Genomic DNA, 25510 nt, shown 5'->3' on the forward strand with positions numbered 1-25510 from the left:
ATGTTCTGCAGGCTCAAGGATTTCAGGAGGATAGCGACCCGCTACGACAAGCGTGCCGACACCTTCCTCGCGGCCATATGCCTCGCCGCTTCCATCACTTGGTGGATCAATTGAGTCCCGACCCTAGGCACTATTTCCTTTTTTTTAACAAATACGTCCGAGTTTTCGTTTAACCTCGCAATCACACTCTCTGCGCGATTCGCTGTCAGAGGCGGATTGAGGGGGAAAATTTGACTGATATCTGAAGCTCGGCGAAACTCCCTTCCTCGATCCCTTTGATAAAACTTGTAAACGGATACATTTATGGCGTTGGCCGACGTCGAAGTTCCAACTGCCGACCAATGCAGCTTTACGGTTAAAACTGCAGAGAGACAACTTACCGTCTCGTTCGAGGGCGCCTGGACGATCCGAACCGTCGGTCAGGTGAGCCGTGACCTGCGAAAACTCAAAGCCAAAGGGCTTGAGACGGCACGTTTCGATCTGGCAGAGATCGAAAGCCTCGATACCGCAGGCGCCTGGGTCATCATCCGCACAGCTGCCGAACTCAAAGCCGCCGGCCTGTCGGTCGAGTACCACAGGGCTTCGCAAACCACAGAAACCATTATGCGCACGGTCTCGGAAAACCACATCGAGTGTCCGCCTGAGCCTTCAAGGGGCAATGCCCTGGTCCAGGTTTTGGAGCATCTGGGGCATGAGACCTATCTGTTCTGCAAAGCCGGCCGTGACCTGCTGAACTTTCTGGGTTACACCGTTATCGTCCTGGTGCGGTCAATTCTGAACCCCCGGCGCATCCGCTTTGTCGCTCTGGTCAGCCAGATGGAACAGACCGGCTTCAATGCGCTGCCGATCGTGGGACTTATTTCCTTTCTTATCGGTGTTGTGCTGGCGTTCCAGGGCGCCGACCAGCTCGCGCGTTTCGGCGCTCAGATTTACACCGTCAATCTGGTAGCAGTCGGAATTCTGCGCGAAATGGGAATTCTGCTGACGGCCATCATCGTCGCTGGCCGTTCGGGCAGTGCCTTTACCGCGCAAATCGGCATGATGAAGGTCAACGAAGAGATCGACGCCATGGAGACCATCGGTCTGGATCCGATGGACGTCCTGGTGATGCCCCGGGTAATCGGACTATTTCTGGTCATGCCGCTGCTGACCTTCTACGCAGATGTTATGGGGCTGCTGGGCGGCGCGATCATGGCGATGGCGACGCTGGACATCTCGCTCGCTCAATTCACCAGTCAACTGCTCTCCGTCCCGAGGTTGAATGACTTCCTGGTGGGTATGATCAAGGCCCCCTTCTTTGCCATCATCATCTCGATTGTCGGTTGTTATGAAGGCCTTCGCGTCGCCCGCAGCGCAGAATCCGTCGGCAAACAGACCACCCGATCGGTCGTCGAGGCTATCTTCCTGGTCATCGTCCTCGATGCGCTCTTCTCCGTTATCTTCTCGATTATCGGGATTTGATAATGGCCTCAAGCAATGAAACGGCGCAGGACCAAGTGACAAACGGTCAAACCGTGATCAACGTCAGCAGACTGCGGAACAAGTTCGGGACGCAGGTCGTGCATGACCAACTCGATTTTTCGGTTCGGCGCGGCGAAGTCATGGGTATCGTCGGCGGTTCCGGCACGGGCAAGTCGGTCCTGCTGCGCACGATCATAGGCCTGAACAGGCCGTCGTCGGGCCTTATTGAAGTCTTCGGCAAAGACACTTCCAAGCTGTCGGTGCGCGAAGCCAGGGCCCTGCAGGCGCGTTGGGGGGTTCTGTTCCAGGATGGCGCTCTCTTTTCGTCTCTCACGGTCGCTCAGAACATCGAAGCCCCGATCAAGGAGCACACAAGGCTCTCCAAGCAACTTCGGCAGGAGTTGATCGATGTTAAAGTGTCGATGGTCGGCCTGCCCGCTGACGCCGCAAACAAGTATCCCTCGGAACTGTCCGGGGGCATGCGCAAGCGCGCCGGCCTGGCCCGGGCCCTCGCTCTGGATGCCGAGATCGTCTTTCTCGACGAGCCGACCGCGGGCCTCGACCCGATCGGCGCGGCAAAGTTCGACGAGCTGATCCTGGAGCTCCAGGCGACACTGGGCCTGACGGTGGTCATGGTGACCCATGATCTCGACTCGCTGCACGCCATATGTGACCGGGTTGCAGTGCTGCTGAACAAAAAGGTGAAGGTGGGGACCATTGCCGAGTTGATTCAAGAGCCGGACCCCTGGATCGATGAATACTTCAAAGGTCCGCGCGGCCGGGCCGCTGAAACGGCAAAAACGCACGCTGGACACCATATAGGTAAGGCGGCACAAGCCGGCACGGCGCCCGTTACGCCAGCGCCGACGCAAAAAAGGCAGGAGCATTTAGGGTGAGGCAGATCGCATAATGGAAACCCGTGCAAACTACGTCATGGTCGGTAGCTTCGTCCTGCTGCTGGTATTTGGCCTGATCGGCTTTGTGATCTGGCTGGCCAACTTCCAAATCAACACGGAAGTCAAACGCTTCGATATCTTTTTCCGGGGATCCGTCACCGGTCTCGCGACCGGCAGTCCTGTGCGCTACAGCGGCGTGCGGGTCGGCGAAGTCATTTTCATCGGGCTCGACCACGATGATCCCAATCGCGTCCGGGCCCTGGTCGAAGTCGACGCGGCGACGCCGGTCAAGACGGACACCTACGCGACCCTGAACCTTGCCGGTCTTACGGGCGGTCTTTACGTGCTTCTGTCGGGCGGTTCACGCGAGGCACCGATGCTCGAAGCGACCAGCGAAGAAAAACGCGCGATCATTCCCTCACGCTCGTCGGACCTTGAGAGCGTCATCAGCTCAGCACCTGAACTTCTGGACGGCGCGATCCTGCTTCTCAACCGGGCCAACGACGTGCTGAGCGACAGCAACCGGGCGGACATCGCCGCTACCATCAAAAACGCGCGCGAAATCAGCGAAGCCTTCGTGGAGAACCGCGACAAGGTCGAAATGCTGATCAACGACGCCTCGGTCACGATGAACAATTTGAGCGAGGCCACTGGTTCACTCAAGGAAACGGCACAATCGATTCAGACCAACCTGGAGAGCCTGACGACAAGCGCGAACCAGACCCTGAAAGCCTTTGAAACGACAGCCGGCACAGTTGACGGTTCGGTCCAGGATGTATCGGCCGATCTTCGCGTCGTGCTCCAGAAACTTGATAGCACGGTCAGCAGCATGGACCGGGCGGCAAGTCAGCTCGAAGGCCTGATTGCCGAGAACCGTGAACCCATCAACGACTTTACGACCACCGGCCTCTATGAGGTTTCCAACGTCATGATCGAAGCACGCGAACTGATCAGCGTACTTCAACGTATAACCACCGAAGTGCAGCGCGACCCCGCCCGCTTTATCTTCGGCGACCAGCAACAGGGCTATGAAGCACAATAAAAGAAATCCCGAGCACGTCTCTTCCGGCCCCACTGTCGCATCCGGCAGTCCGGCCTTTCCGCAGCGGCGACAGAGCCTGAAAGCCCTCGCCGCCCTTCCCATCGCCGGCCTGGTATCCGCCTGCTCGAACCTTGTGCCAGGCCAGGGGCCGCCGCCATCGCTTTATCGCCTGACCCCCAAAAGCACCTTTCGCCAGGATCTGCCGGCGGTCGAATGGCAACTCGTTCTCGAGCCGCCGGTCGCGAACGGCAGCTTGAACACGACCCGCATCGCATTGCAGCGTTCGCCGACCCAGATGGAATTCTATGCGAGATCGGGCTGGGTCGATCAGGCGCCGATCATGGTTCAGACGCTAATGGTCGAATCCTTCGAGAACAGCGGCAAGATCGTATCAGTGGCGCGGGAGACGGGCGGACTGCGCGCGGACTTCATCTTAAAGACGGAACTCAGAGAGTTTCAGACGATCTATTACCGCAGCGGCGAACCGGAAGCGCTGGTCGGCATCAATGCGAAGCTGATCCAGCTTCCTCAGCGCTCAATCATCGCCTCGGAAAACTTCGAGCATACATCGACAGCTGCGGCGGACCAGATCGACAGCATCATCACCGCCTTCGACGAGGCCCTGGATAAAGTCCTGAGAGGTCTGGTCGAATGGACCCTCACGACCGGCCAGACGGCATTCGAACAGAATCAGCAGCGCCGCCGGCGACCGAGACAGCCCTCATCCGGATAATCGGGGTCCCGACGCTCACAAGCCTTTCCGGCTGGCATCAAAAGAAAAAACGGCGGCTCACAGGAGCCGCCGTTTTGATTTTGGAACTCAGCTTTGGCGCCAAGTGTCAGGCCACTTTGCGGCGACGCCGAACGGCAATACCCATGCCGAGCAGTCCAAAACCGAGCAGTGCAAGACTGGCGGGCTCTGGAATTCGGATCTCACGGGCGGTGATTGAGAAGCGCGTCTGCAGATTGTTGGCCTGACTTTCCTGTGTGGTGAAGCCAACACAACCGGACGGTTGACCGGCTTCCGCACAGGCGGCGTCACTCAACGGCCCCAGTCCCACCGCGTCCAGCGTGATGGTATAGATGAACTCGTCAATGATGAACTCTTCAACAAGAACTTCAGGGTTCAACAGAATGAAGATGTCATCGCAATTCGAAACCGAGTCGAAACCGCAGTCGCCGTCATTCGGGGTTTCCCTGAACTCGATCTCAAAATCCGACATCAGAGTGCGGGTGATCGTCGGATCGCTGGACGCCGTCAACACCAATTGCGTCGAAAGCGTTGCCGAGGTCAGTGTCGTGCCGCTGATCGGGTTATTGTTATGGGTGACCGAGGCGCCCAGCACGGCGGGTCCACCTGTGGTCAAAACCGGCGGACTGGTAACGGTGGAGTCGACAACCAGTGAGCTCGGCCCACCGCCGCCGGTTCCCCACTCAAGCGTGGTGGGAGCTCCGAGTTCGGCGTTGGGATTGGATCCTGTCACACCCGCTGGCGAAAAGGCAGTAAACGCACTATCGATCGTGTAGGTCCATTCCGTGATGGGCGCGGCCGAGGCACCGGCGGCACCGAGGAAAGCGACGGGAAGGGACACGATCAACGCAGTCGATACGCGTTTGAAGCTAGTCCATGCCATTATTTTATGGTCTCCATTTTTATTACACTTGGTCTGGTTTCCGAGGAAGCTGCCAAGACCTTCGCCGTTTAGGGCTTCGCTACCTGTGATACACGTGCATTAACTTTGCAAAACTGATGCCAAAATTTTTAAAATATATATTTCAATAGGTTAGAAGCTTTTTCGTCGATCACCGTGATCAGATTGTAAAAAAGGCTGACAAAACCACTTTTACGACACAAATAATTCGCCTACCGTCAATCTGTAAATTATTTATATTTTTCAGTATTTTAGCTGTTTTTTGATTTTGCCATTGTTAGAACACAATTGGCTTCTGTAAAGAAAATCGACGACAAAATTCAAGCATAAAACAAAAGAATCCCTTATTTTCCCTGGAGTCGCATAGTTAACGAATGGTTAACTTATAGATTGGACTGAGAACCTGTCAGATTATTTGACACTTACCCGCTCACCACCCCTCTTACATAGAAATGGTTAACAATTATATGCATACAATCAACACTATACTGTCAGTTGATTATAGCAAAAACCAGCGGTTAGAAATTTGCCAGAATTTCCCGCGATGCCGCGGAAACCCTGTATTTTGAGTACAACCCAACCTGTGCTCCAAAAGTGGCATCGCGATCAGGAGCAGCATCTGTGACAAATTATGGCATGAAAGGCACTTGCGCCTTTTGGCAGCCCAAGCGGCACCATCGCCGCCAAACGCCGTTTCAGCCGCAATCAGAACGGTCGGAATAATTCCCTCATCGGTAGCAGTTGGGTGGGCTGGTCAGCCAGTTTGCGAGCCTGGCCTCCGGGCTTGCCCCGAAGTAATGCGCCCAAGTCCACGGGCTAGTCACGGGCCGTTCAGCCGCCGCGGCAGGCTGCTATTTGCTAAAGCGCTCCCGATAGGACAACGTCTCACCAAGGCTCTCGGCTTCATAAACGCCCCGGGCGATCGCACGTGCCACCGTATCTGCGGCGAGCATCCCAATCGTCGCAAGTTCAGAGATAGAGTCTTTCAAAGCTATCCGTCCTGTAGAGAGGACAAAGACCACATCTCCGTCGAGCGGTGTGTGAACCGGGCGGATCGCGCGCGCAAGACCGTCCTGAGCCATGACCGCCACACGCTGCGCCTGTGCCTTGGTGAGGACGGCATCGGTCGCAACCGCCACCAGTGTCGTGTTTTGCCCCGCCGTGCCCTGCGGAAAGCTGTAATTCTGATCCCAGGTCAGGGGCTTGGGCGAAGGCGGCGATCCGCCAAATTCTCCATCCCGCTCGAATGGCCAGGCCCAGAAGTGAGCGGTTCCGGGCATCACCACCGATCCGACAGGGTTGACCGCTGCCAGCGCACCGACGGTTACACCGGTTCCCATAAGAACGGATGCAGATCCCAGTCCACCCTTCAGATCACCCGCTGCAGCGCCAATCCCCGCACCGGCATTGCCCAGGGCAAAGTCAATCGAAGCCACGGCCGCCGCATCTTTGCCAAGCTGATGATAAGGGGCCATGCGGCCCCAGTCCTTATCACCGCCATTTTGCAGGTCGAAGAGGATCGCCGCCGGCACAATGGGCACGACTGCTTCTTTAATGCGGAAGCCCCTGCCCTGCTCGGCCAGCCATCCGGTTACGCCGCTTGCTGCATCCAGGCCGAATGCCGAACCGCCGCTCAACACAATTGCATCCACCCGCTCTACAGTGGCGGAGGGATCAAGCAACACAGTCTCGCGCGTTCCCGTCCCGCCACCGCGTGCATCCACGGCCGCGACCGCGGGTCGGTCAGGCAAAATGACCGTGACACCGCTCCGCAGGCCGAAGTCGCCGGCATTTCCAACCTTGAGCCCTGGCACGTCGGTGATTGCGTTTGACGGACCGACCGGACCCGGGCCGGCTTCACGCGACTTGACCATTCAGAAACCTCCAGTCTGCCACGATACACTACGCTCATTCCCGAAGTGCGGTCGCTGATGTAGAGCATGGAGACATCAACGGGAGGAGTACTGCCGGGCGGGATGTCTGTCCGGCTTTTTTGTTGTCCGCAGATCTCATCAGAGCGGCGCAGAGATCGCGTCAGCAGCCCCCAGTCGCTCTTGCCGGGGACTGATACCAAAGCGCTGACGAAAGCTCTTGGAAAAGTGAGAGAGAGTCACGAACCCGGAAGCGAAAGCGATGTCCGTGACCGGCTTCTCGGTTTGCAGCAGGAGTGAGCGGGCAAAGTCCAGGCGAAGATCAAGATAGTATTTTCCAGGTGAGCAGCCCAGGTGATGACGAAAGAGGCGCTCGAGCTGGCGTCGTGAAACCTGCGCCTTCTCGGACACTTCCTCCAGCGTCAGAGGTTCTTCCAGATATTGCTCCATGATTTCGATGGCGGCCGAAACCCTGGCAGACTTCAATTTGAGCAGCCTTCGGTGCGCAACGCTCTGGTTGTCGCTGCTGGTCCGGATCCGGCCGTGTTGGAATTCACTGGACACGATCATGGCGAGGTATGAGCCATGATCCCTGGCAATAATGTTCAACATGAGATCAAGCGTTGCGTCCCCGCCCGAGCAGGTATAGCGATTTCGATCGATTTCCAGAATATTGCCGGTCCAGATCACGTTCGGAAAAAGCTCAACAAAACCGGCCTGATTCTCCCAGTGGATTGTCGCGCGGTAACCGTCGAGCAAACCTGCGGCGGCAACGATCAGGCTCCCGGTTGAAGTCCCGCCGATGACCGCCCCACGCCGCGCGCGGACGCGCAGCCAGGCGAGGACGGACTTACTAACATTTCTTTGGGGATGGTATCCCGCACATACCAGAACGATGTCCGGATAGACCTCGGCATTCAGGTCATACTGGACGTCAACCGCCACGTCGCTGCTGCAGATGACCGGAGCCCCATCTGTGGAAAAGAGCGACCACTCGTAGAGTTTTCGCCCCGTCTGCTCGTTCGCCTGCCGCAGAGGATCAAGGATGGCGGCTAGCGTCATCATGGAATAGCCCGGAACCAGGAGCACGCCGAACTTGGTGGGCCGTTCGTAGCCGTTACGGCCTTTTGCCGCCCCTGTAGGCGCACTGCTGTCATCTTTCGCCATTTTGCATTCGCCCTCCCCTGTTTCCCGTGTTGTTCCGGTTTCGCTCCATCCGCGATACCCGATATCCAACGCGAGAGGCAAGCCGCATCACGCTTACAGACCAGTGTCCTGTCGAAAAACTTTGTCAGAACGGTAATAAACCACGAACCAGGGCTTGCGAAAAGGTCCTCGGACAGCCCCTAGAGTCGCCGCGCCCCATTGCTGACAAAACTTTTATTCGATATAGTGAACACACCCATGACAGGAACGAAACGACAAAATGCCCGCGATAGATACACCGCCAGTTCCCCAGCTTGGAGGCACCCTGCAAATTGCGCGAAAGCAGCGGCGTTTGACGCTTGATCAATTGGCCGGCCGAAGCGGGATCTCCAAATCCATGCTGTCTCAGATCGAGCGCGGCAAGGTCAATCCGACCTTTGTGGTCCTCTGGAACCTGACCCAGTCGCTGGGCATTGAACTGAGCGAGCTGCTCGGTGCGTCCAAAGGGCAGGATCAAAACGGAGGTGCCGTCACGCACGTCAGGGCCCATTCCACCCCAACCATGAGAAGCGCCGACGGCAAGTGTGAGCTGCGAATTCTAGGGCCGACTCGCACGATTTTGCCGGTAGAATGGTACGAAATCAGCTTCGAGCCGGAGAGCGAGTTGAACTCCCAGGCCCATGCGAAAGATACCTACGAACACCTAACGGTCTTGAGTGGAGCGCTGCGGGTTCATCTGCCCGATCAGGTTGTCGATCTGAGCCAGGGCGAAACCCTGCGCTATCCATCGGATCAGACACACATAATTGAGAATACCGCAAAAGCACCAGCGCAGGCGCTTCTGGTCATGGCACTACCAGGTCATAACAGCGGCCAACTTTCGGTTTAGAGCTTCGCCGCAAGCAGTAAATGCCGGGGATTGAGTTGTGGCTCTGAATGCCGGAAGCGAACAATCCGGCTCTGATCCAGTCACCCGTACGAAACGACTGTTCACTATATTGTACTTACCCGCTGTCACGAGACGCTACGAATAAGGACACCTCGCAAATGAGCAGAGCACTTTCCGCATATCTGGAGCAGGAAACGCAATCGCTGATCGACAAAGGGCTCTACAAAGGAGAACGCCTGATCACCTCTCCGCAAGGCTCCCATATCAAGGTCGACGGCGACGCGGCGCATGCGAAGGAGGTCATTAACCTCTGTGCCAACAACTACCTCGGCCTTTCGAGCGATCCGGCCCTGATCGAAGCGGCCAAATCAGCGCTGGACAGCTATGGCTTCGGCCTCTCCTCCGTACGTTTCATCTGCGGCACGCAGGATATTCATAAGAAGCTCGAGGCGAAGATGAGCGGTTTCCTGGGTATGGAGGATACGATCCTCTATTCCTCCTGCTTCGACGCCAATACGGGCCTTTTCGAGACGCTTCTGGGCGCTGAAGACGCCATTATCAGCGACGCCTTGAACCACGCCAGCATCATCGACGGTGTAAGGCTCTGTAAGGCCAGGCGCCTGCGGTACGGCAATAACGATATGGAGGCGCTGGAAGACTGCCTCAAACAGGCGCAAGACTGCCGCTTTCGCATGATCGCAACCGACGGCGTTTTCTCCATGGATGGCACCATCGCCAACCTGAAGGCTATTTGCGATCTGGCTGAGCGCTATGATGCCCTGGTCATGGTTGACGATTCCCATGCGGTCGGATTTGTCGGCGAAAAAGGCCGCGGCACGCCCGAACTCTGCGGTGTTTCCGATCGCGTGGATATCCTGACCGGAACCCTGGGAAAGGCGTTGGGTGGCGCATCAGGCGGCTACGTTGCCAGTTCCAAGCCGATCGTGAGCTGGCTGCGCCAAAGGTCCCGCCCCTATCTCTTTTCCAATTCCCTTGCGCCCATGATTGTCGCGACATCGATTACTGTCCTCGACCTGCTGGAGGGCAACAGCCTGTGGCGCGACCGCCTGAGGGCAAATAGCCGGTTCTTCAGAACCGGGATGCAGGATTTGGGTTTCGATTTGGTTCCCGGCGAGCACCCCATCATCCCTGTGATGCTCGGCGACGCCAGGTTGGCGGGCGAGATGGCGCAAATGCTGTACGACGACGGCATCTACGTGACGGGCTTTTCCTTCCCTGTCGTGCCCGAGGGTAAGGCGCGGATACGCACCCAGATGTCCGCAGCCCACAGCGAAGCAGACCTCGCAGGGGCCATCGAGGCCTTTGCCAAAGCCGGACGTGCACTCGGCGTCATTAAATGAGCCCGCATGATCGGAACATGCTCAAGCAACCCGGTTTTGGGACCTGGCCCGTCCCGAAGCGCCGCAAAATTCTCGCGCATTGAAAGAGAAGAAAACCATGAAAGCCTTGATCAAAGCAAAGTCGGAGCCCGGTCTTTGGATGGAAGACGTCGCAAAACCGCTCTGCGGTCAAAACGATGTCCTTATCCGCGTGCGGAAAACCGCGATCTGCGGCACCGACATGCATATCTACAACTGGGATGATTGGGCACAGCACACGATTCCCGTGCCCATGACCGTGGGTCATGAATATGTCGGCACGATCGTCGAGGTCGGCAGCAATGTCGCTGACTTTAAGGAAGGCGACCGGGTTTCAGGTGAGGGCCATATCACCTGCGGACACTGCCGGAACTGCCGGGCGGGCAAGCGGCATCTTTGCCGGAACACCAGCGGTGTCGGCGTCAATCGCGCCGGCGCCTTCGCCGAATACGTCGCCATTCCGGCCAGCAACGCCTATCCCCTGCCCGACGACGTTTCTGATGATCTGGCAGCGATCCTCGACCCGATGGGAAACGCCGCGCACACGGCGCTATCCTTCGATCTTGTCGGTGAAGATGTCCTGATCACCGGCGCGGGTCCGATCGGCCTTATGTCCATCCCCATCGCAAAGCATGCTGGTGCCCGTCATGTGGTCATAACGGACGTGAATGACTATCGACTGTCGTTAGCGGAAAAACTCGGAGCCACCCGCGCGCTTAATGTCTCCAAGTCGACGTTGCCTGAAGTCATGGCCGATCTGAAGATGACCGAGGGCTTCGATGTCGGCCTTGAGATGTCAGGAAATCCGCAGGCTTTCCGGGGAATGCTCGATGCCATGAACCATGGCGGCAAAATCGCATTGCTCGGGCTTCAGCCGAACGATACCGCGATTGATTGGAGCGATCTGATCTTCAAGAGCCTGACGCTCAAAGGGGTCTACGGGCGTGAAATGTTCGAGACCTGGTACAAGATGACCGCGCTGCTGCAAAGCGGGATGGATCTGACACCGGTGCTGACACACTGGTTCCCGATCGATCGCTTCGAGGAAGGCTTTTCGATCATGAATAGCGGTCAATCAGGCAAGGTAATCCTCGATTGGAGTTGATAAAATGAACGATGGTGGGCTTGGTGAAACGGCTGCGACGGCGATTGAGAACGACGGGAGCAGCAGGTCCCGCCGGACAGGCCGTTCAAGCGGACGGCGCGGCAAACGCGCCGGACGTCAAAACGGTTTCACCCAACCCGCCTGGAAAACCATCGTCAATCCCTACGCGCCCGCCGAAGTCCTGAACCCGGAACAGATCGAGAGAATTCACGATGCGTCTCTGACCATCCTTGAAGAGATCGGCATGGATTTCCTGCTGCCCGAGGCCCGGGAGATTCTCGACAAGGCAGGCGCAGACGTGACCCCCGGCAGCGAGCGGGTGCGCTTCGATCGCAGCATGATCCTCGAGGCCATCGCGAATGCGCCCTCGGAATTCACGCTGCACGCCCGCAATCCGGAACGCCACCTGCCAATGGGGGGCCGGAATTTCATTACCTCGATGGTCGCCAGTGCCCCGAATTGCTCGGATACCGACCGCGGCCGGCGTGTCGGCAATCAGGTCGATTTCCGGAACTTCGTCCGACTGGGCCAGAAACTCAATATCATCCATATGTTCGGGGGTTATCCGGTCGAGCCTGTCGATCTGCCACCTGCCACACGCCACCTCGATTGCCTCAGCGATTTCATCACGATGGGCGACAAAGTCTTTCACGCCTATTCCCTGGGACGGGAACGCAATCTCGATGCACTTGAAATGGTGCGGATCGGCCGCGGGCTGACAGAGTCGGAACTCGACCAGCAACCCAGCCTGCTGACCATCATCAACACCTCCTCGCCGCTGCGCCTGGACAACCCGATGCTGACCGGCATTATCGAAATGGCGCGGCGCAATCAGGCGGTGGTCATCACGCCCTTTACCCTCTCCGGTGCGATGGCGCCCGTGACACTGGCAGGGGCGCTCGCCCAGCAGAACGCCGAGGCCCTGGCCGGTCTGGCCTTCGCACAGATCGTCCGTCCTGGAGCGCCGGTCATGTACGGCGGCTTTACCTCGAATGTCGACATGAAGTCGGGCGCGCCGGCGTTCGGGACTCCCGAATACATTAAAACGGCTCAAATCGGTGGCCAACTGGCCCGCCGTTATGGCATTCCCTATCGGTCCTCCAATGTGAATGCCTCCAACTGCGTCGATGCACAGGCCGCCTACGAATCGGTTTTCGCCCTCTGGGGTGCGGTCACAGGCCATACCAATCTGCTGAAACACGGCGCGGGCTGGCTTGAAGGCGGGCTTTGCGCATCGTTCGAAAAGGTCATCCTCGACGCCGATCTCTTGCAAATGGTCGCGGCATATCTGGAGCCCCTCGAAGTCAGCGACGCAAGCCTGGGACTGGATGCAGTCCGCGACGTGGGGCCGGGCGGGCACTTTTTCGGGACGGAGCATACACAGGCCCGCTACGAAAAGGCTTTTTACGCCCCAATTCTCTCGGACTGGCGGAACTTTGAAAGCTGGGAGGAAGCCGGCTCAGAAACAGCAACCCAGCGCGCAAACAGGGTCTTCAAACAGCTTATTCAGGAATATGAAGCGCCTTACCTCGACCCGGCCACGGCAGAAGAACTGGCGGAGTTTGTCTCGAAACGTAAGGAAGAAGGTGGTGTTCCGACCGATTTTTAACAGTTTCAGCGATTAAATCTCAATTTGGATGTACGCTCCTAAACTCCTTAAAAATCAACACTAAAGCAGTTCTTAATTCACACCTTATCAACTTTAAGGAGGTACTTTTGAGATCATTTAGGTAGTAGAACTCCGCCCGTCACGCGGTCGGACGCCTAGACGATACAGAGGTGCCATGGGTTTCGAGACCGGACTGGAAAGGACGGACAGCGCGAAAAGCCACGTCGATGCTCATGAGCTCGACGAATTGGTCGAACTCGCGCGCGACAAATCCGTCCAAAGCAGGTCGCGGCTCGCGAGCGTAATCGGCGATCTTTATACAGGTCAGGGCCACACCCTGAGCGATGCCGATCGTCAGATCATGAGTGAAATTATCCACCAGATTATCCATGACGTGGAAATCTCGGTGCGCAAAGCCCTGGCCGCCCAGCTCGCCGTCCTGCCGGACGCTCACAGCAATCTCCTCAAAGCCCTGGCAAACGACGAAATAGAGGTCGCACATCCGATCCTGGTCAAAAGCGAGGTGATCCGCGATTCCGAACTGATCGAGGTGGTGCAGTACCGGACCATGGAGCACCAGGTCGCCGTCGCTATGCGCCCTTCCCTGAGCGAACCCCTCTCCAACGCCCTGATAAAAACCGGGAATCAACGTGTTATCACGGCATTGATCGAAAACGAGGGTGCCTCCATTGCCGACGAAGACCTTCGCGGACTGGTCGATCAGGCGGAAGAGGTCACTGCATACCAATCCCCGCTCGCAAAGCGCCAGGACCTCTCACCCACGCTCGCGCGCAAACTCTACTGGAGCGTATCGGCAGCACTGCGGCAGCATCTCACCAACACCTACGATCTCGACCCAACCGAGCTTGATGAGAACATCGAGACTGCAGTCAGCGGATTGCTCGAAGCTGCGGAGAGCGAGGGAGAAACAGCGGGCCGCGAATTCGACAATATTGCGCCCTTGAGCGCCAAAACCAATGACTTCACAATCCATCCGGAACAGGCCAAATGGCTGATGGATCTGTTAAAGGAAGGTGAAGTCGCATCTTTCATGCTGGGCCTGGGCCGCTTCAGCCGCCTGAGGTCCAACTTGCTGCGCCGTTTTGTATTCGAACCGGGCGGTGAAGGTCTCGCGGTCGTCTGCAAGGCCATCGGTCTCGACAAGCTCGCCTTTGCGTCCATTCTCGTGCAATTCCGCCGCGGCAGGCTGGGCGACAAACACATCGAGACGGACGAAATCACCCAGGCCATGGCGTTTTTCGACAACACCAGCTTGGAGAGCGCAACGGCCATGATGCGCCGTTGGCAGCGCGACCCCTATTATCAGAACGCACTGCGGATCATAAACGACGGCAAACGTTAGGTTGAGCGCGACGGCGGCTAAAAACCCAGTTCTGTGCGCCACCAGGTCGGCAGGGCAAAGGCCGCACGATGGACATCCGCGTTGTAGTGACGTCCCTGAAAATCCCTGAAGGGTTCCGCGTAGGAAAAGCCGTCCTTGCTGTAGAGGAAGAACCCGAATTCCGCGCCGGGATAGAGCGGCACAATCGAGCGGAAGGCGCTGATTTGCGGCAGATACTGCTTTTCCTGCATCACAGTGACGAGGTTTTTATCCTTGTCACCGCAGAGCTCCTGCAGGAACTGCACCCGGTCTTTGCCCACAAAGATGCTGTCGGAATCCAAGACGACGCCGTCCGGCTTCACGCAGGTTGCGATGTCCTGGCAGAAAGCTTCCGTGAAAACGCTCGATGACGGACCGACAGGCTCGGTCAGATCCAGGATGATCAGATCGAACATCTCTCCTTCTTCGGCGCGCTGGCGCAGGTAATCGGCTGCATCCGCACAGATTAACTCAACACGCGGATCGCCGTAGTCGCCATTGATCGCCAGATACTGGTTCGAGAGCTCGATCACCATGCGGTCGATTTCGACCATCACGACCCGCTCGACTTCGTTGTGACGCAAGACTTCACGCAGGATACCGCCGTCACCGCCACCTACGATGAGGACCGAGGCGGAGTCACGGTGCCGCCCCAGCAACGGCACATGAACGGCCATCTCGTGATAGATAAATTCATCGGCCTGGGCCGCCTGGATCAGGCCGTCGAGGACCAGAATGCGTCCGAAGGTCTTGTGTTCGAAGATTTCAATCTTTTGGAACGGACTGATCTCTTTATGCAGCAACTCCATATCCATGGCATGGGTCAGGCCCAGTCCGCCTGAATCCTCGTGCCACCATTTGCTGTAGTCTTCGCCGTTGCTCATTTCTCTCGGGGTACCTTTGTCTTCGCGGCGCAGCGGCCGCGTTCTGAGATCACAGAATATCCTGCCTTCGGATCTCCCGCCAGCAACCTTGTGCTAAATCGCCCAGAGGGAGCTTACCCATGCTATCGCGCAAAAGCCGCAAAGTGGGATACCCAACCGCTGCGGTCATGCGCCTGACCTGCCGGTTCTTACCTTCATTGAGGATAACCCTGACCCATGCGGTCGGAATGGACTTGCGCGCGCGGATCGGCGGGTCGCGTGGTTCGAGCGAGGGCGGATCCGGCACAAGCGCGACCCGACAGGGCCTGGTCCGGTAGCCCTTGATAAGGACGCCCTGGCTCATCCTCTTCAGATCCTGTGCCTGAGGCACACCCTCGACCTGCACCAGATAGCTGCGGGCATGGCCGTGATCGGGATCCAGTAGCCGTTTGATGAAAGGGCCATCATCGCTCAGGACCAGCAGGCCCTCACTGTCCTTATCCAGGCGCCCGGCAGCATAAACGCCGGACGGCAGGCCGAATTCGGCCAGCGTTCTCTGACCGGCTTCCCCGGTAAACTGGCTCAGGACACCATAGGGTTTATGAAAAGCAATGTAGCGAAAACGGGACAAGGGCGCTCCGGGACATAGGGAATTTCCCAAGCGATATCGGAAAAGACACGCGGGCGCCAGACTCCCATCGGCCGCTCATCAACCGCTCATCGGCTTAATTTGAACCAAAAGGCGGTTTGCTCCGACTTCTTACACGTCGGCAAGTGTTTGCAGCGCGGCTTCCCCTCCGCAAAATCGGCCTTAACATCGGAACAATGGAGTCGTTGCCCTACAATTTGTCCGTTCTTAAATTTGTTTAATAACTTCACGGCTAAATTCATTTTCAGACAGCTGTCCCGCCGTGCCAGTCCAGGAGCTTCGAAAGCCGTCATGCGTTTGATCATTCTCGTCACAACCGTATTTTTCACCCTCACCGCCTCCGCATATGCCCAGACCGACCGGGAGCCGGTCTATCCGAAAGTCACATCCAGCGAAGACTACATCAGCCCCTTTGACCCGCTTCAGGATCGCGATGCCGGCACGCGCGAACGTCTGGTCGCCGCCCTGACAGAACAACAGCTGAACCGGGGCTACCCGCCGCAGGCCGCGATCGTGCTGGTGGGCTTTGACGCGGAAGAGATGGTTATCATGTCGCTGCATCGGCACACCCTGGCGACAAGTTTTCAGGCCCGTGCCTATCTGACTCAGCTCGCGCCCTCTCTGCGCAACCTCAAGATGGTCGCTGACAGCGGTGCGGCGCGTAAGGCAGGCACTCTCGATATTCTGAAGCTTTTCGGCTTCCGGCGCGTCGTGGTCAGCGACGGCGAGAGCTATAGCCTGCTGATCAACGTCTTTTAGCCAAAAGCCGCAAGAACAGGCAAAACCGTGGGTTAAGGCCCCCCCTCCTTCACCCGATGGAGGGCGGTCGTTTCACGGTGCGTCTTGTCTCAAAGAAAAAACGATCGCACTGCCGGGAAGCTGTGCTAAGAATCGCCATGACAATAAAAAGCACCAAACGTCCTCTCATAAGCGATCTCAAATTCTACGATGATCCCGACACCGCATGGCAGCGGGTCGACGAGATTTACCGCAGCAGCACCCAGGAACTCCGGACACAGTTTGCGGCCTACCAGCGCGGCGAAGACATCTCCGGACGGGTGCGTGCCTGCTACCCCTATGTACAGACCCGTACCACCACTGCTGCCAAGGTAGATACACGCCTGTCATACGGTTTTCTCGCGGGGCCCGGTGTCCACGGCACCACTCTGACCCGGCCGGACCTCTTCAAGGACTATCTGCGCGAACAGTTTCGTCTGCTTCTGAAAAACCACGAAGCGCCATTGGAAATCGGCGTCTCCGACATGCCGATCCCCCTGCAGTTTTCCTTTGCCGAGGGCATACACATCGAGGGCAATCTGACGTCGGAACGCTACAGCACCATGGGTGACGTCTTCGACCTGCCGGATCTGACGATGATTGACGACAGCATTGTCAACGGGATCTACGAAGTCGCACCCAACCGGCCGCGGCCACTGGCCCTCTTCACCGGCCCGCGTGTGGACTACAGCCTCCACCGGCTCAAGCACTATACCGCGACCTCGCCGGAGCATTTCCAGAACTTCGTCATCTTCACGAACTACCAGTTTTACGTGGAAGCCTTCGTTGCGTTTTGCCATGAAATGATGACCGGCACCGAGGAAGATGCACGGCGCAGCCACTATTCGGCTTTCGTCGAGCCCGGCGATGTGGTCACCCCGAACCGAACCATGCAGAACACTGTCGGGGAGGTGGAACAGGGAACGCCGCCGGCGCGCATGCCGCAGATGCCCGCCTATCATCTGAAGTGCCCCGACAACCGCGGCATCACACTGATCAACATCGGTGTCGGCCCCTCGAACGCCAAGACCATTACCGACCACGTTGCCGTGCTACGGCCCCATGCCTGGCTGATGCTCGGCCATTGCGCCGGATTGCGGCGCGCGCAGAAGCTGGGCGACTACGTGCTGGCACACGGCTATGTGCGGGACGATCATGTGCTCGATCACGATCTGCCCATCTCGGTTCCCGTCCCCGCGCTGGCTGAAATGCAGAAGGCGCTGGAGAGCGCCGTGGCCGAAACGACCGGTCTCAACGACTACGACCTGAAACAGGTCATGCGCACAGGAACGGTGGCCACCATCGACGACCGAAATTGGGAACTCTTGGCGCAGGCGGAAATCGTGAAGCGCTTGAACCAGAGCCGGGCCATCGCCCTGGATATGGAATCGGCCACCATCGCCGCCAACGGCTTTCGCTTCCGGGTGCCGTACGGAACGCTGCTCTGTGTGTCGGACAAACCCATCCACGGCGAGATCAAGCTGCCCGGCATGGCCAACAGCTTTTACCGGCGTCAGGTCGACCAGCACCTGATGATCGGAATCCGCGCCATGGAAATGCTGCGGGAATTCAAGCCCGAACGTCTGCATACCCGCAAGCTGCGCAGCTTCGCCGAAGCCGCGTTCCGATAAGCGAGAGTCTTGGGGGCGGATTTAGCTCCCCGCGGGATCTTTGCCGTCACTCCCGGATGCGGGGTCAGGCTCCTGGTTTCGCGCGGATGCGACATGGGCGATTACGGTCGTCATGCGCGGCGCGAAGACCAGCGGGCGCCGCAAGACCCGCAGAATGGTCCTGCGCGACGATGCGCGGTAAAGCGCAAAGCCGAACAACATCACCTGAACCGTTGCGATGCAGTAGTAGAGTCCTCCGGCTCCGGCGAAACCCATCACCGTTGCGGCGATCAAAGGCCCCGCAGCCGCAGCGCAGCCGTAGACGACCATCAGCCCGCCCGCTGCATTGACCCGCTGTTCCGCGTCCAGAAAGTCGTTGGCGTGGGCCGTGCAAACCGGATGCAGGGCGAAGGCGGCGCCACCGAAAACGGCAGTGAGCGCGTAGATCGCCATGGGATCAACCCCGGCCATCAGCGCCATTCCCAGGCAAGTCAAACCGATCAGGGCCGCCAGAACCATGATGATGTGCCGCCGGTCGAAGTGATCGGAGAGTTTGCCCAGCGGCCACTGTAGAACCAGGCCGCCGAAAATGGTCATGCCCATGAAAATGGAAACGCCGCTCAAGGGCAGCCCCGCCTCCTTGGCGAAGACGGGACCCATGCCGTAAAAGGCCGCGTTGGAGATCCCGGCCACGGCGCAGCCCACCACGGCAAGTGGCGAGAGCTTAAAGAGATCCGTGACTCCGAAGCTGATTTTGGGAACCGGCGCAGGCGCCTCGGACTGAGTGAGCGAAATCGGAATGATGGCAACAGAGAAGAGGACCGACACCAGCACGAAAAGGCTCACCTTTTGGGTGTCGTCCAGATTGATCAGAAACTGCCCGCTGCCCAGGGCCAGATAAAAAGTGATCATGTAGATGGAGAGGACCTGCCCGCGGATCTGGTTGGTAGCCCGTTCATTGATCCAGCTTTCGGCGACCATGAAGACACCGGACAGGCACAGCCCGGCGATCACCCGGAAAACAGCCCAGGCCCAGGGATTGACTACAAAAGCGTGGCACAGGGGCAGAATGGAAAGCAGCGCCGCAAAAGCAGCGAAGGCTCTGATATGGCCGACCTTTCGGATTACCTCACGGCACCAGAATACGCCGATGACCAAACCAAGAAAATAGGACGACATGATCGCGCCGGTCGTCTCGGTCGAGCCGAACTGAAGACTTGAGCGCACCGAAAGAAGGGTCGAGAAAAGGCCGTTCCCAAGCGCCAGATAGGCGATCGCAAGAAGCAGTGCCGCGATCGACGAGAGGGTTTTAAGCATCCTGAGAGCCGAAGGTGGGTCGAAGAAAAGTGAATTCGCGAGTCTTCCAAACTATTGCGAGATGTTGACCCCGGCTTTGCGGCTTGTCCATCGGAATTACGTACGGTTAACTTGCGCCCCCTTTCACCTCACGCCCCCCCCCCGAACAGCGTTCATTGCCACGTCTCAGTGATTTTGTTCGCGTCACAACGATCATGCTAAGCTCGGAGAGGACTGTGCAGGCAATGGAGTCGGTCGTGATATCTGGCGTTGAAATTCCCAAAGTGGCGGGAAGAGGCATTTCGCAGATCTTCTGGCTGGCGTTTCTGCTTCTAGCCATACAGGCAACGACGCTTCCCGCATCACCGGTGTCGGCGCAAAGCCTGCCGGGCGTCCCCTCTCAAACCTCGAGCGAAACGGACGCGCAGCCGTCCCTGCTCAGCGGCGAACTGACCGCTGCCGAACGAAGAGACCTGCTGGCACGCCTGAGCGACAGCGAAGTCCGGCAGCTGATGGTGGATTTCCTCGATCAGAATTCCGCTGCAGGCAGCGACGCCAACTCCGCAGGCATGATCTCGGACTTCGAGACCAACGCCCATATCGTCCGCGAGCGGCTGGCGGCGGTCCTGGCCTCGGCGCCACGCTTTCCGGAACTGCTATCCAGCTTTGCCGATCATGTCGCGCCGCCGGGGCGCGGCGGCGAATTCTTCCTGATCCTCGCTGCGGGCTTCGCGTTCATATTCGGCGCAGGCGCGGCGGCGGAATTCGGCTTTCGGCGCATCACCGAAAAGCTGCGTCGGGAGATCGATCAGGCGGCGCCTGTTACAACTGCGGGCAAAGCGGGGTATCTGCTGCTACGGGTCGTACTCGACGTGGTTGCGATAGGCGTCTTTGCCCTCGTCGCACTTGCCTGCTTCTTTGCCCTTTATCAGGGCCACCCTCCGGTGCGATTGCTGGTACTGACTATGGTCAGCGCCGCCGTCGTCATGCGCAGCGTATCCCTGATTTCGCGCTTTCTCCTGGCCCCACAGACACCATCGCTGAGGTGCCTGCCCTTCGACGACGATTTTTCGCAACGGCTGCACGCGCAATTCCTATGCCTCGCTGCGTTCTCGTTCCTCTTCATGGGCGGCAACCTCTTGCGCCCTTACGGCATGGACCCCAATCTGAGCAGTCTTTTCCATATTGCCGTCGGCTCTACCTTTTCTCTGCTGCTGATCGGTTTTATCTGGAGCGACAGACGCGACGTCGCACGTCTGATTGCCTGTCAGGGCGCGCCCGAGACCGTCGGTGACCGCCTGCGGACGATCTTCAGTCAGTTCTGGCACCTGCTCGCGATCGCCTATGTCCTGGCCATCTTCATCATTGCCATGGCCACAGCGCTGATCGGTCATGACCGCGTCACCTTTGCCGGTATGGGCAGCTTCTTGATCGTCGTCGCGGTCCCTCTGATCGACTACACCCTGCGTCAGATTATCAGTGACAGCGTCAAACCGGACAGCGCAGGTTACGGCTATCTGCGGATCGTCTTTCGCGCCATTCGTTTGTTGCTGGTGATCCTCGCGGTTCTGGTGTTCGCCAGACTTTGGGGCATCGATATTTTTGCCATCTCTGCCGGTGGTCTCGGGGCATCGGCGATCCGTGCCATCGTCGAGATCGGCTTCACCCTTCTGATCGCCTATGTCATCTGGGAAGTGGCGCAGCATGCCATCGACCGGCGGATCAAAGCCGACGGCGGTGATGAAATTGTCGAGAGAGAGGGCGAAGGCGGCGGTAAAGGCGCGACGCGCCTGGCCACCCTCCTCCCGCTCTTACGGAAATTCCTTTTCATCACCATCCTGGTCATGGCGGTCATGGTCATCCTCTCGGCGCTGGGTGTGAACGTCGGACCGCTCCTGGCCGGCGCCGGTGTGATCGGTATCGCCATCGGCTTTGGCGCACAGACCCTCGTGAAAGACATCGTCTCAGGCGTCTTCTTTCTGGTCGATGATGCCTTCCGGATCGGCGAGTACGTGGATATCGGCGATGTGAAGGGCACGGTCGAAGCGATCAACGTGCGCTCCCTGGTTCTGCGCCATCACCGGGGTCCGCTGCACACCGTTCCCTTCGGCGAGATCAAGTACCTGACCAACTACAGCCGCGACTGGGTTATTATGAAGCTGGAGTTCCGCGTCACCTACGACACCGACATCAACAAGGTGAAGAAGATCTTCAAGCGCATTGGCTCCGAATTGCTGGAGGACGAAATCCTGGGATCCGGTTTCCTGGAGCCGCTGAAGTCCCAGGGCGTGAAGGCCATGGAGGATTCCGCCATGATCCTGCGCGCCAAATTCAAGGCGAAACCGGGTGAACAGTTCATGATCCGCAAGGAAGTCTACCGCCGGGTACAGGAGGCCTTTCACGAAAACGGCATCGAGTTCGCTCATCGTCGGGTTCTGGTGGATATTCCGGAGTCCATGAACGAAAATCCGGATATGAAAAAGCGAATCGAGGAAGCCGCCGCCGCGGCCATGTCCGACGACGGTCAGGTCCAGGGGGCGTAACGATAAGCTGTTCGGGCCCTCCGTTGTTCGAGAACCCGATTTACTCTGTCGTGCAGGAATCAGTTCAAGGACGAGCTCTGATGACATCCAGTGAAGAACTGCCAAAAGAACGCGTCACTGTGCTGGGCAAGGAAATGGCCTATGTCGAGATCGGCGAAGGCGACCCGATTGTCTTTCTGCACGGCAATCCGACCTCGTCCTACCTCTGGCGTAACATCATGCCGCATTTGGCGGATCGCGGCCGCTGTATCGCGCCAGATCTGATCGGAATGGGCGATTCGGAGAAACTCGATGACAGTGGGCCTGGTTCCTACCGCTTCGTCGAACACCGCAAGTATCTCGACGCGCTCCTTGACGCCATTGGGGTGGGAGAAAACGTCACTCTCGTGATCCACGACTGGGGGTCTGCGCTCGGGTTCGATTGGGCGCGCCGTCATCCTGGTGCGGTGAAAGGCATCGCCTACATGGAAGGCATCGTACGGCCCGTCAGTTGGGACGACTGGCCCGAAGCGATCACACCGCTTTTCGAGGGCTTTCGCTCGGATGCCGGCGAAGCGATGGTCCTGCAGAAGAACATCTTCGTTGAGAAGGTTTTGCCGGGATCAGTGTTGCGCGGTCTCACCGAGGCTGAAATGGCGGTGTACCGCCGTCCCTTCGCGGAGGCCGGTGAAGACCGGCGCCCGACGCTCACTTGGCCACGTCAAATCCCGCTATCCGGCGAGCCGGAAGACGTGGTTCAGATCGTCTCGGATTATGCGGAGTGGATGGCAGAGAACGATTTGCCCAAACTCTTCATCAACGCCGAGCCAGGGGCGATCCTGGTCGGCGCGCAACGCGATTTCTGCCGCAGCTGGACCAATCAGAGCGAGGTGACGGTTGCCGGCAGCCACTTTATTCAGGAAGATTCGCCCGAGGAGATCGGTCAGGCCCTGGCGGCCTGGCATAGAGACCTCTGAAGCTTCGAGCAAACGGCACTCTGTATATGAAAAAACTCTATCTTCTGCGTCACGCCAAGTCAGACTGGAAAACGCCCGCCAACGGGGATTTCGAACGGCCCCTGGCCCCACGCGGTCAGAAAGCGGCGCCCAGAATGGGACAGGAAATCGCCCGGCTGAAGATAAAGCCGGGTCTCGTGCTCTGCTCGACGGCCAGGCGTGCCGCGCAAACCTATGAGCTCATCGCCGAAAATCTGCCCAAGAAGCACATTGTGGAGCACCGCCTGGATCTCTACATGGCGTCTCCCGCCAAATTGCTCAAGATCATCCGTCAGCAGTCCGACGATTTCGAGTCGATCCTGATGATCGGGCATAACCCTGGAACCGAGGCCCTGGCATCGCACATTGCCGGCCCCGAGTCGCCTCGCCGCCTGCTCGCCGATCTGAACGAAAAGTACCCCACGGCGGCCTTGGCGGCCTTCGATCTGGACATCGGCGCCTGGCGGGATCTATCGCCCGGTGACGGCACCTTGACTTACTTTATCAAGCCGCGGGATCTGGTCTGCGAAGAAACGCATTGAGATCAGCCGGGTCAGCTTGAAGCGGGCGCCATACCGCCTGCCCCGCCTGTCAAACCTGAGCCGGCAAGCGACGAACCGGGACCGCTCACGCCACTTCGGTTTCGACACCCTCGGTCGCGTTGCGATTGCTTGCCATGTTCAAACACATGGAAAAGGCATTCTGCGTCGGTACCAGGTTGGCGCAGGCCTGTCCCGCGATATCGAAAGCTGTGCCGTGGGCCGGCGTGGTGAGCGGCAGCGGCAGCCCGGCCAGGACCGAGACACCCCTGTCGAAGCCCAGCAGCTTGATGGCGATCTGACCCTGATCGTGATACATGGTGACCACCGCATCGTACTCGCCGTCACGCACCTTGAGCCAGAGCGTATCGGCGGGCAGCGGACCCGTGCAGTTCACCTGTTTTTGCCGTGCCCGTTCGACGGCAGGGCCAATCACCCGGGTTTCCTCATCCCCCATCAGTCCGCCATCGCCCGCATGGGGATTGTATGCGGCGACCACAATCCGAGGGCGCTCGTATCCGGCCATCTTCAAGGTGCGGTCCGTCAGATGGATGCCTTCCTCGATGCGTTCAATGGTCAGAAGCTTAGGCACGTCTTTCATCGCGACATGGCTGGTGATGCGTCCGTTCCACATGCCTTTCGCAACATTGAATTCACTGGCGGGCGTCGTGAGCCCGAAGAAGTCGTGAGCAAAGCCAAGTTCGTCGGTGAAGTCGTTGCCGCCCATATGCATTGAGCTTTTGTTGAAGGGCATGAAGACGGCGCCGTCGATATGTCCATCTCTGAAGAGCTCAAACGCCTTTTTCAGGCCTGCGATCGACGATATCCCACCCTGGGCCGAGACCTCTGCAACGGGCACGTCACCGATGCCGTCGATCTCGAGATCAAGATGCAGGATCTCGCCCTCCGCAATATCGGTAACGGCATCAATAGCGGCGTGGCGGACAGCTTCGATTTTCGTTCCCAGCTGTGCCTCGCCCCGGACAAAGATTTCCGGCGCACCAATGACGACCAGATTCGCGGAGGCGCGCACCTCCGCTTCGCGCAGCAGCCGCACAAGAAGTTCAGGGCCTATGCCGCCCGGGTCGCCCTGGATCAACGCGATGGTCTTTTTGGTCATTTCTTCTCCTCTTCCTGAAGAATCGCCTGAGCGGCGGCAATGTTGGTGATCGCGGTCTCGAGATGCCGGCGCAGATGCTGCGCGCAGTCCTTGCCATTGCGGGCCTGCAGGGCAACCGAGACGTCCTCGTGCTGGCCGAGGGTACTGTCGCGCCCGGTGCGCAGCTTCGAGGATATGAAGCGGGCACGCCAAAGCCGCGCATTCAGTGTTTTATGGGTTTCCAGCAGCGGCGTGTTTCGGGCCGCCCTGACGATCGTCTGATGAAATTCCATATCCCAACGGAAGAACTCGAGCGGATCGGTATCCGGCGGGGCCGATCCCATTTTCCGGCTGAGTTGGACCACGTGCTGGATTTCATCGTCCGTCGCGTTTGCGCAGGCAAGCTCTCCCGCGAAAGCCTCCAGCGCGCCCAGAAGCGCAAGATTTTGTGCGAGTTCCTCGAGCGAGGGATCGGCAACACGAGGCCTGCGGGTCGGGCCGTAGACCACCAGTCCTTCATGTTCGAGGATGCGCAAGGCTTCCTTCAATGGTGTTCGGCTGATGCCCAGCGCCTCGGCCAAATCCCGTTCGGGGACCGGCATGCCGGCCTTGAGCTTGCCCAGGAGAATGAATTCGCGCAGCGTGTCAGCAGCCTCTTCCGCAAGGCTTTTGCGCGGTGATATCGCACCGAGTGCCCGCAGTTCCGATGCCCAGGACGCCGCCGACATG

At 58.4% G+C, this 25510-nt stretch carries 22 protein-coding genes and 1 pseudogene; 15 read left to right on the forward strand and 8 right to left on the reverse strand.

Annotation, left to right across the window (positions count from 1 at the left end; translation table 11 throughout):
• From FKG95_RS17160 to FKG95_RS17180, 5 genes and pseudogenes are all read left to right on the forward strand, one after another.
• Positions 1-114: pseudogene (locus FKG95_RS17160) on the forward strand (IS5/IS1182 family transposase); the annotation flags it as partial.
• Positions 115-303: 189 nt separating this feature from the next.
• Positions 304-1461, forward strand: coding sequence for an ABC transporter permease (locus tag FKG95_RS17165; protein ID WP_142897635.1), 1158 nt, complete (start codon positions 304-306; stop codon positions 1459-1461).
• Positions 1462-1463: 2 nt separating this feature from the next.
• Positions 1464-2357 (forward strand): ABC transporter ATP-binding protein, encoded by an 894-nt coding sequence (locus FKG95_RS17170; RefSeq protein ID WP_142897636.1) that lies wholly within the window; start codon positions 1464-1466, stop codon positions 2355-2357.
• Positions 2358-2370: 13 nt separating this feature from the next.
• Positions 2371-3399, forward strand: a complete 1029-nt coding sequence (locus FKG95_RS17175; protein ID WP_142897637.1) for an MlaD family protein — start codon at positions 2371-2373, stop codon at positions 3397-3399.
• Positions 3386-4132, forward strand: coding sequence for an ABC-type transport auxiliary lipoprotein family protein (locus FKG95_RS17180; protein WP_142897638.1), 747 nt, complete (start codon positions 3386-3388; stop codon positions 4130-4132). The genes FKG95_RS17175 and FKG95_RS17180 overlap by 14 nt, the downstream gene beginning before the upstream one ends.
• 106 nt (positions 4133-4238) lie before the next feature.
• Here FKG95_RS17180 and FKG95_RS17185 read toward each other — a convergent pair whose 3' ends face one another.
• From FKG95_RS17185 to FKG95_RS17195, 3 genes are all read right to left on the reverse strand, one after another.
• Positions 4239-5033: a THxN family PEP-CTERM protein gene (locus FKG95_RS17185; protein WP_142897639.1), complete on the reverse strand. Its 795-nt coding sequence runs from the start codon at positions 5031-5033 to the stop codon at positions 4239-4241.
• Between the two features lie 869 nt (positions 5034-5902).
• On the reverse strand, positions 5903-6925 hold the full coding sequence (locus FKG95_RS17190; protein ID WP_142897640.1) for a P1 family peptidase: 1023 nt from the start codon (positions 6923-6925) through the stop codon (positions 5903-5905).
• 138 nt (positions 6926-7063) lie between these two features.
• A complete protein-coding gene (locus FKG95_RS17195; protein ID WP_142897641.1) occupies positions 7064-8089 on the reverse strand; it encodes a GlxA family transcriptional regulator in 1026 nt (341 codons plus the stop codon).
• A gap of 259 nt (positions 8090-8348) precedes the next feature.
• Between FKG95_RS17195 and FKG95_RS17200 the strand changes: the two genes are divergently transcribed.
• The 5 genes from FKG95_RS17200 to FKG95_RS17220 all read left to right on the forward strand — a co-directional run bounded on the left by FKG95_RS17200 (position 8349) and on the right by FKG95_RS17220 (position 14413).
• Positions 8349-8957, forward strand: a complete 609-nt coding sequence (locus FKG95_RS17200; protein ID WP_142897642.1) for a helix-turn-helix domain-containing protein — start codon at positions 8349-8351, stop codon at positions 8955-8957.
• 158 nt (positions 8958-9115) lie between these two features.
• On the forward strand, positions 9116-10318 hold the full coding sequence (locus FKG95_RS17205; protein WP_142897643.1) for a glycine C-acetyltransferase: 1203 nt from the start codon (positions 9116-9118) through the stop codon (positions 10316-10318).
• Between the two features lie 97 nt (positions 10319-10415).
• Positions 10416-11441, forward strand: coding sequence for an L-threonine 3-dehydrogenase (gene tdh, locus FKG95_RS17210; protein WP_142897644.1), 1026 nt, complete (start codon positions 10416-10418; stop codon positions 11439-11441).
• A gap of 4 nt (positions 11442-11445) precedes the next feature.
• The gene (locus tag FKG95_RS17215; RefSeq protein WP_142897645.1) at positions 11446-13050 is read left to right on the forward strand and encodes a trimethylamine methyltransferase family protein; all 1605 of its coding nucleotides are present in this window, start codon (positions 11446-11448) and stop codon (positions 13048-13050) included.
• Positions 13051-13225: 175 nt separating this feature from the next.
• Positions 13226-14413: a DUF2336 domain-containing protein gene (locus tag FKG95_RS17220; RefSeq protein WP_142897646.1), complete on the forward strand. Its 1188-nt coding sequence runs from the start codon at positions 13226-13228 to the stop codon at positions 14411-14413.
• Between the two features lie 17 nt (positions 14414-14430).
• On the opposite strand, the gene FKG95_RS17225 is transcribed toward FKG95_RS17220, so the two are convergent.
• A complete protein-coding gene (locus tag FKG95_RS17225) occupies positions 14431-15315 on the reverse strand; it encodes a spermine/spermidine synthase domain-containing protein (protein ID WP_142897647.1) in 885 nt (294 codons plus the stop codon).
• A gap of 49 nt (positions 15316-15364) precedes the next feature.
• A complete protein-coding gene (locus FKG95_RS17230; RefSeq protein ID WP_142897648.1) occupies positions 15365-15925 on the reverse strand; it encodes a pseudouridine synthase in 561 nt (186 codons plus the stop codon).
• 309 nt (positions 15926-16234) lie between these two features.
• On the opposite strand from FKG95_RS17230, the gene FKG95_RS17235 reads away from it, so the two are divergent.
• Both FKG95_RS17235 and FKG95_RS17240 read left to right on the forward strand, forming a co-directional pair.
• Entirely contained in the window at positions 16235-16702 is a 468-nt protein-coding gene (locus FKG95_RS17235) for a hypothetical protein (protein WP_142897649.1), read from the forward strand.
• A gap of 137 nt (positions 16703-16839) precedes the next feature.
• Positions 16840-18351, forward strand: coding sequence for an AMP nucleosidase (locus tag FKG95_RS17240; RefSeq protein WP_142897650.1), 1512 nt, complete (start codon positions 16840-16842; stop codon positions 18349-18351).
• A 21-nt stretch (positions 18352-18372) separates the two neighbouring features.
• Here FKG95_RS17240 and FKG95_RS17245 read toward each other — a convergent pair whose 3' ends face one another.
• The gene (locus FKG95_RS17245; protein WP_142897651.1) at positions 18373-19647 is read right to left on the reverse strand and encodes an MFS transporter; all 1275 of its coding nucleotides are present in this window, start codon (positions 19645-19647) and stop codon (positions 18373-18375) included.
• A gap of 224 nt (positions 19648-19871) precedes the next feature.
• Between FKG95_RS17245 and FKG95_RS17250 the strand changes: the two genes are divergently transcribed.
• The 3 genes from FKG95_RS17250 (at position 19872) to FKG95_RS17260 (ending at position 23685) form a co-directional block, all read left to right on the forward strand.
• Complete coding sequence (locus FKG95_RS17250; RefSeq protein ID WP_218940255.1) at positions 19872-22169, forward strand: mechanosensitive ion channel family protein; 2298 nt, start codon at positions 19872-19874, stop codon at positions 22167-22169.
• Positions 22170-22249: 80 nt separating this feature from the next.
• Positions 22250-23125, forward strand: a complete 876-nt coding sequence (locus tag FKG95_RS17255; protein ID WP_142897653.1) for a haloalkane dehalogenase — start codon at positions 22250-22252, stop codon at positions 23123-23125.
• A 26-nt stretch (positions 23126-23151) separates the two neighbouring features.
• A complete protein-coding gene (locus FKG95_RS17260; protein WP_142897654.1) occupies positions 23152-23685 on the forward strand; it encodes a SixA phosphatase family protein in 534 nt (177 codons plus the stop codon).
• Between the two features lie 85 nt (positions 23686-23770).
• On the opposite strand, the gene FKG95_RS17265 is transcribed toward FKG95_RS17260, so the two are convergent.
• Together FKG95_RS17265 and FKG95_RS17270 are read right to left on the reverse strand one after the other, a co-directional pair.
• On the reverse strand, positions 23771-24802 hold the full coding sequence (locus tag FKG95_RS17265) for a 4-hydroxythreonine-4-phosphate dehydrogenase PdxA (RefSeq protein WP_142897655.1): 1032 nt from the start codon (positions 24800-24802) through the stop codon (positions 23771-23773).
• Positions 24799-25509: a GntR family transcriptional regulator gene (locus tag FKG95_RS17270; protein ID WP_142897656.1), complete on the reverse strand. Its 711-nt coding sequence runs from the start codon at positions 25507-25509 to the stop codon at positions 24799-24801. The genes FKG95_RS17265 and FKG95_RS17270 overlap by 4 nt, the downstream gene beginning before the upstream one ends.
• Between the last annotated feature and the right edge of the window lies 1 nt (position 25510).

Source organism: Denitrobaculum tricleocarpae (genome assembly GCF_007004665.1).
Lineage (GTDB): Bacteria > Pseudomonadota > Alphaproteobacteria > Kiloniellales > Kiloniellaceae > Denitrobaculum > Denitrobaculum tricleocarpae.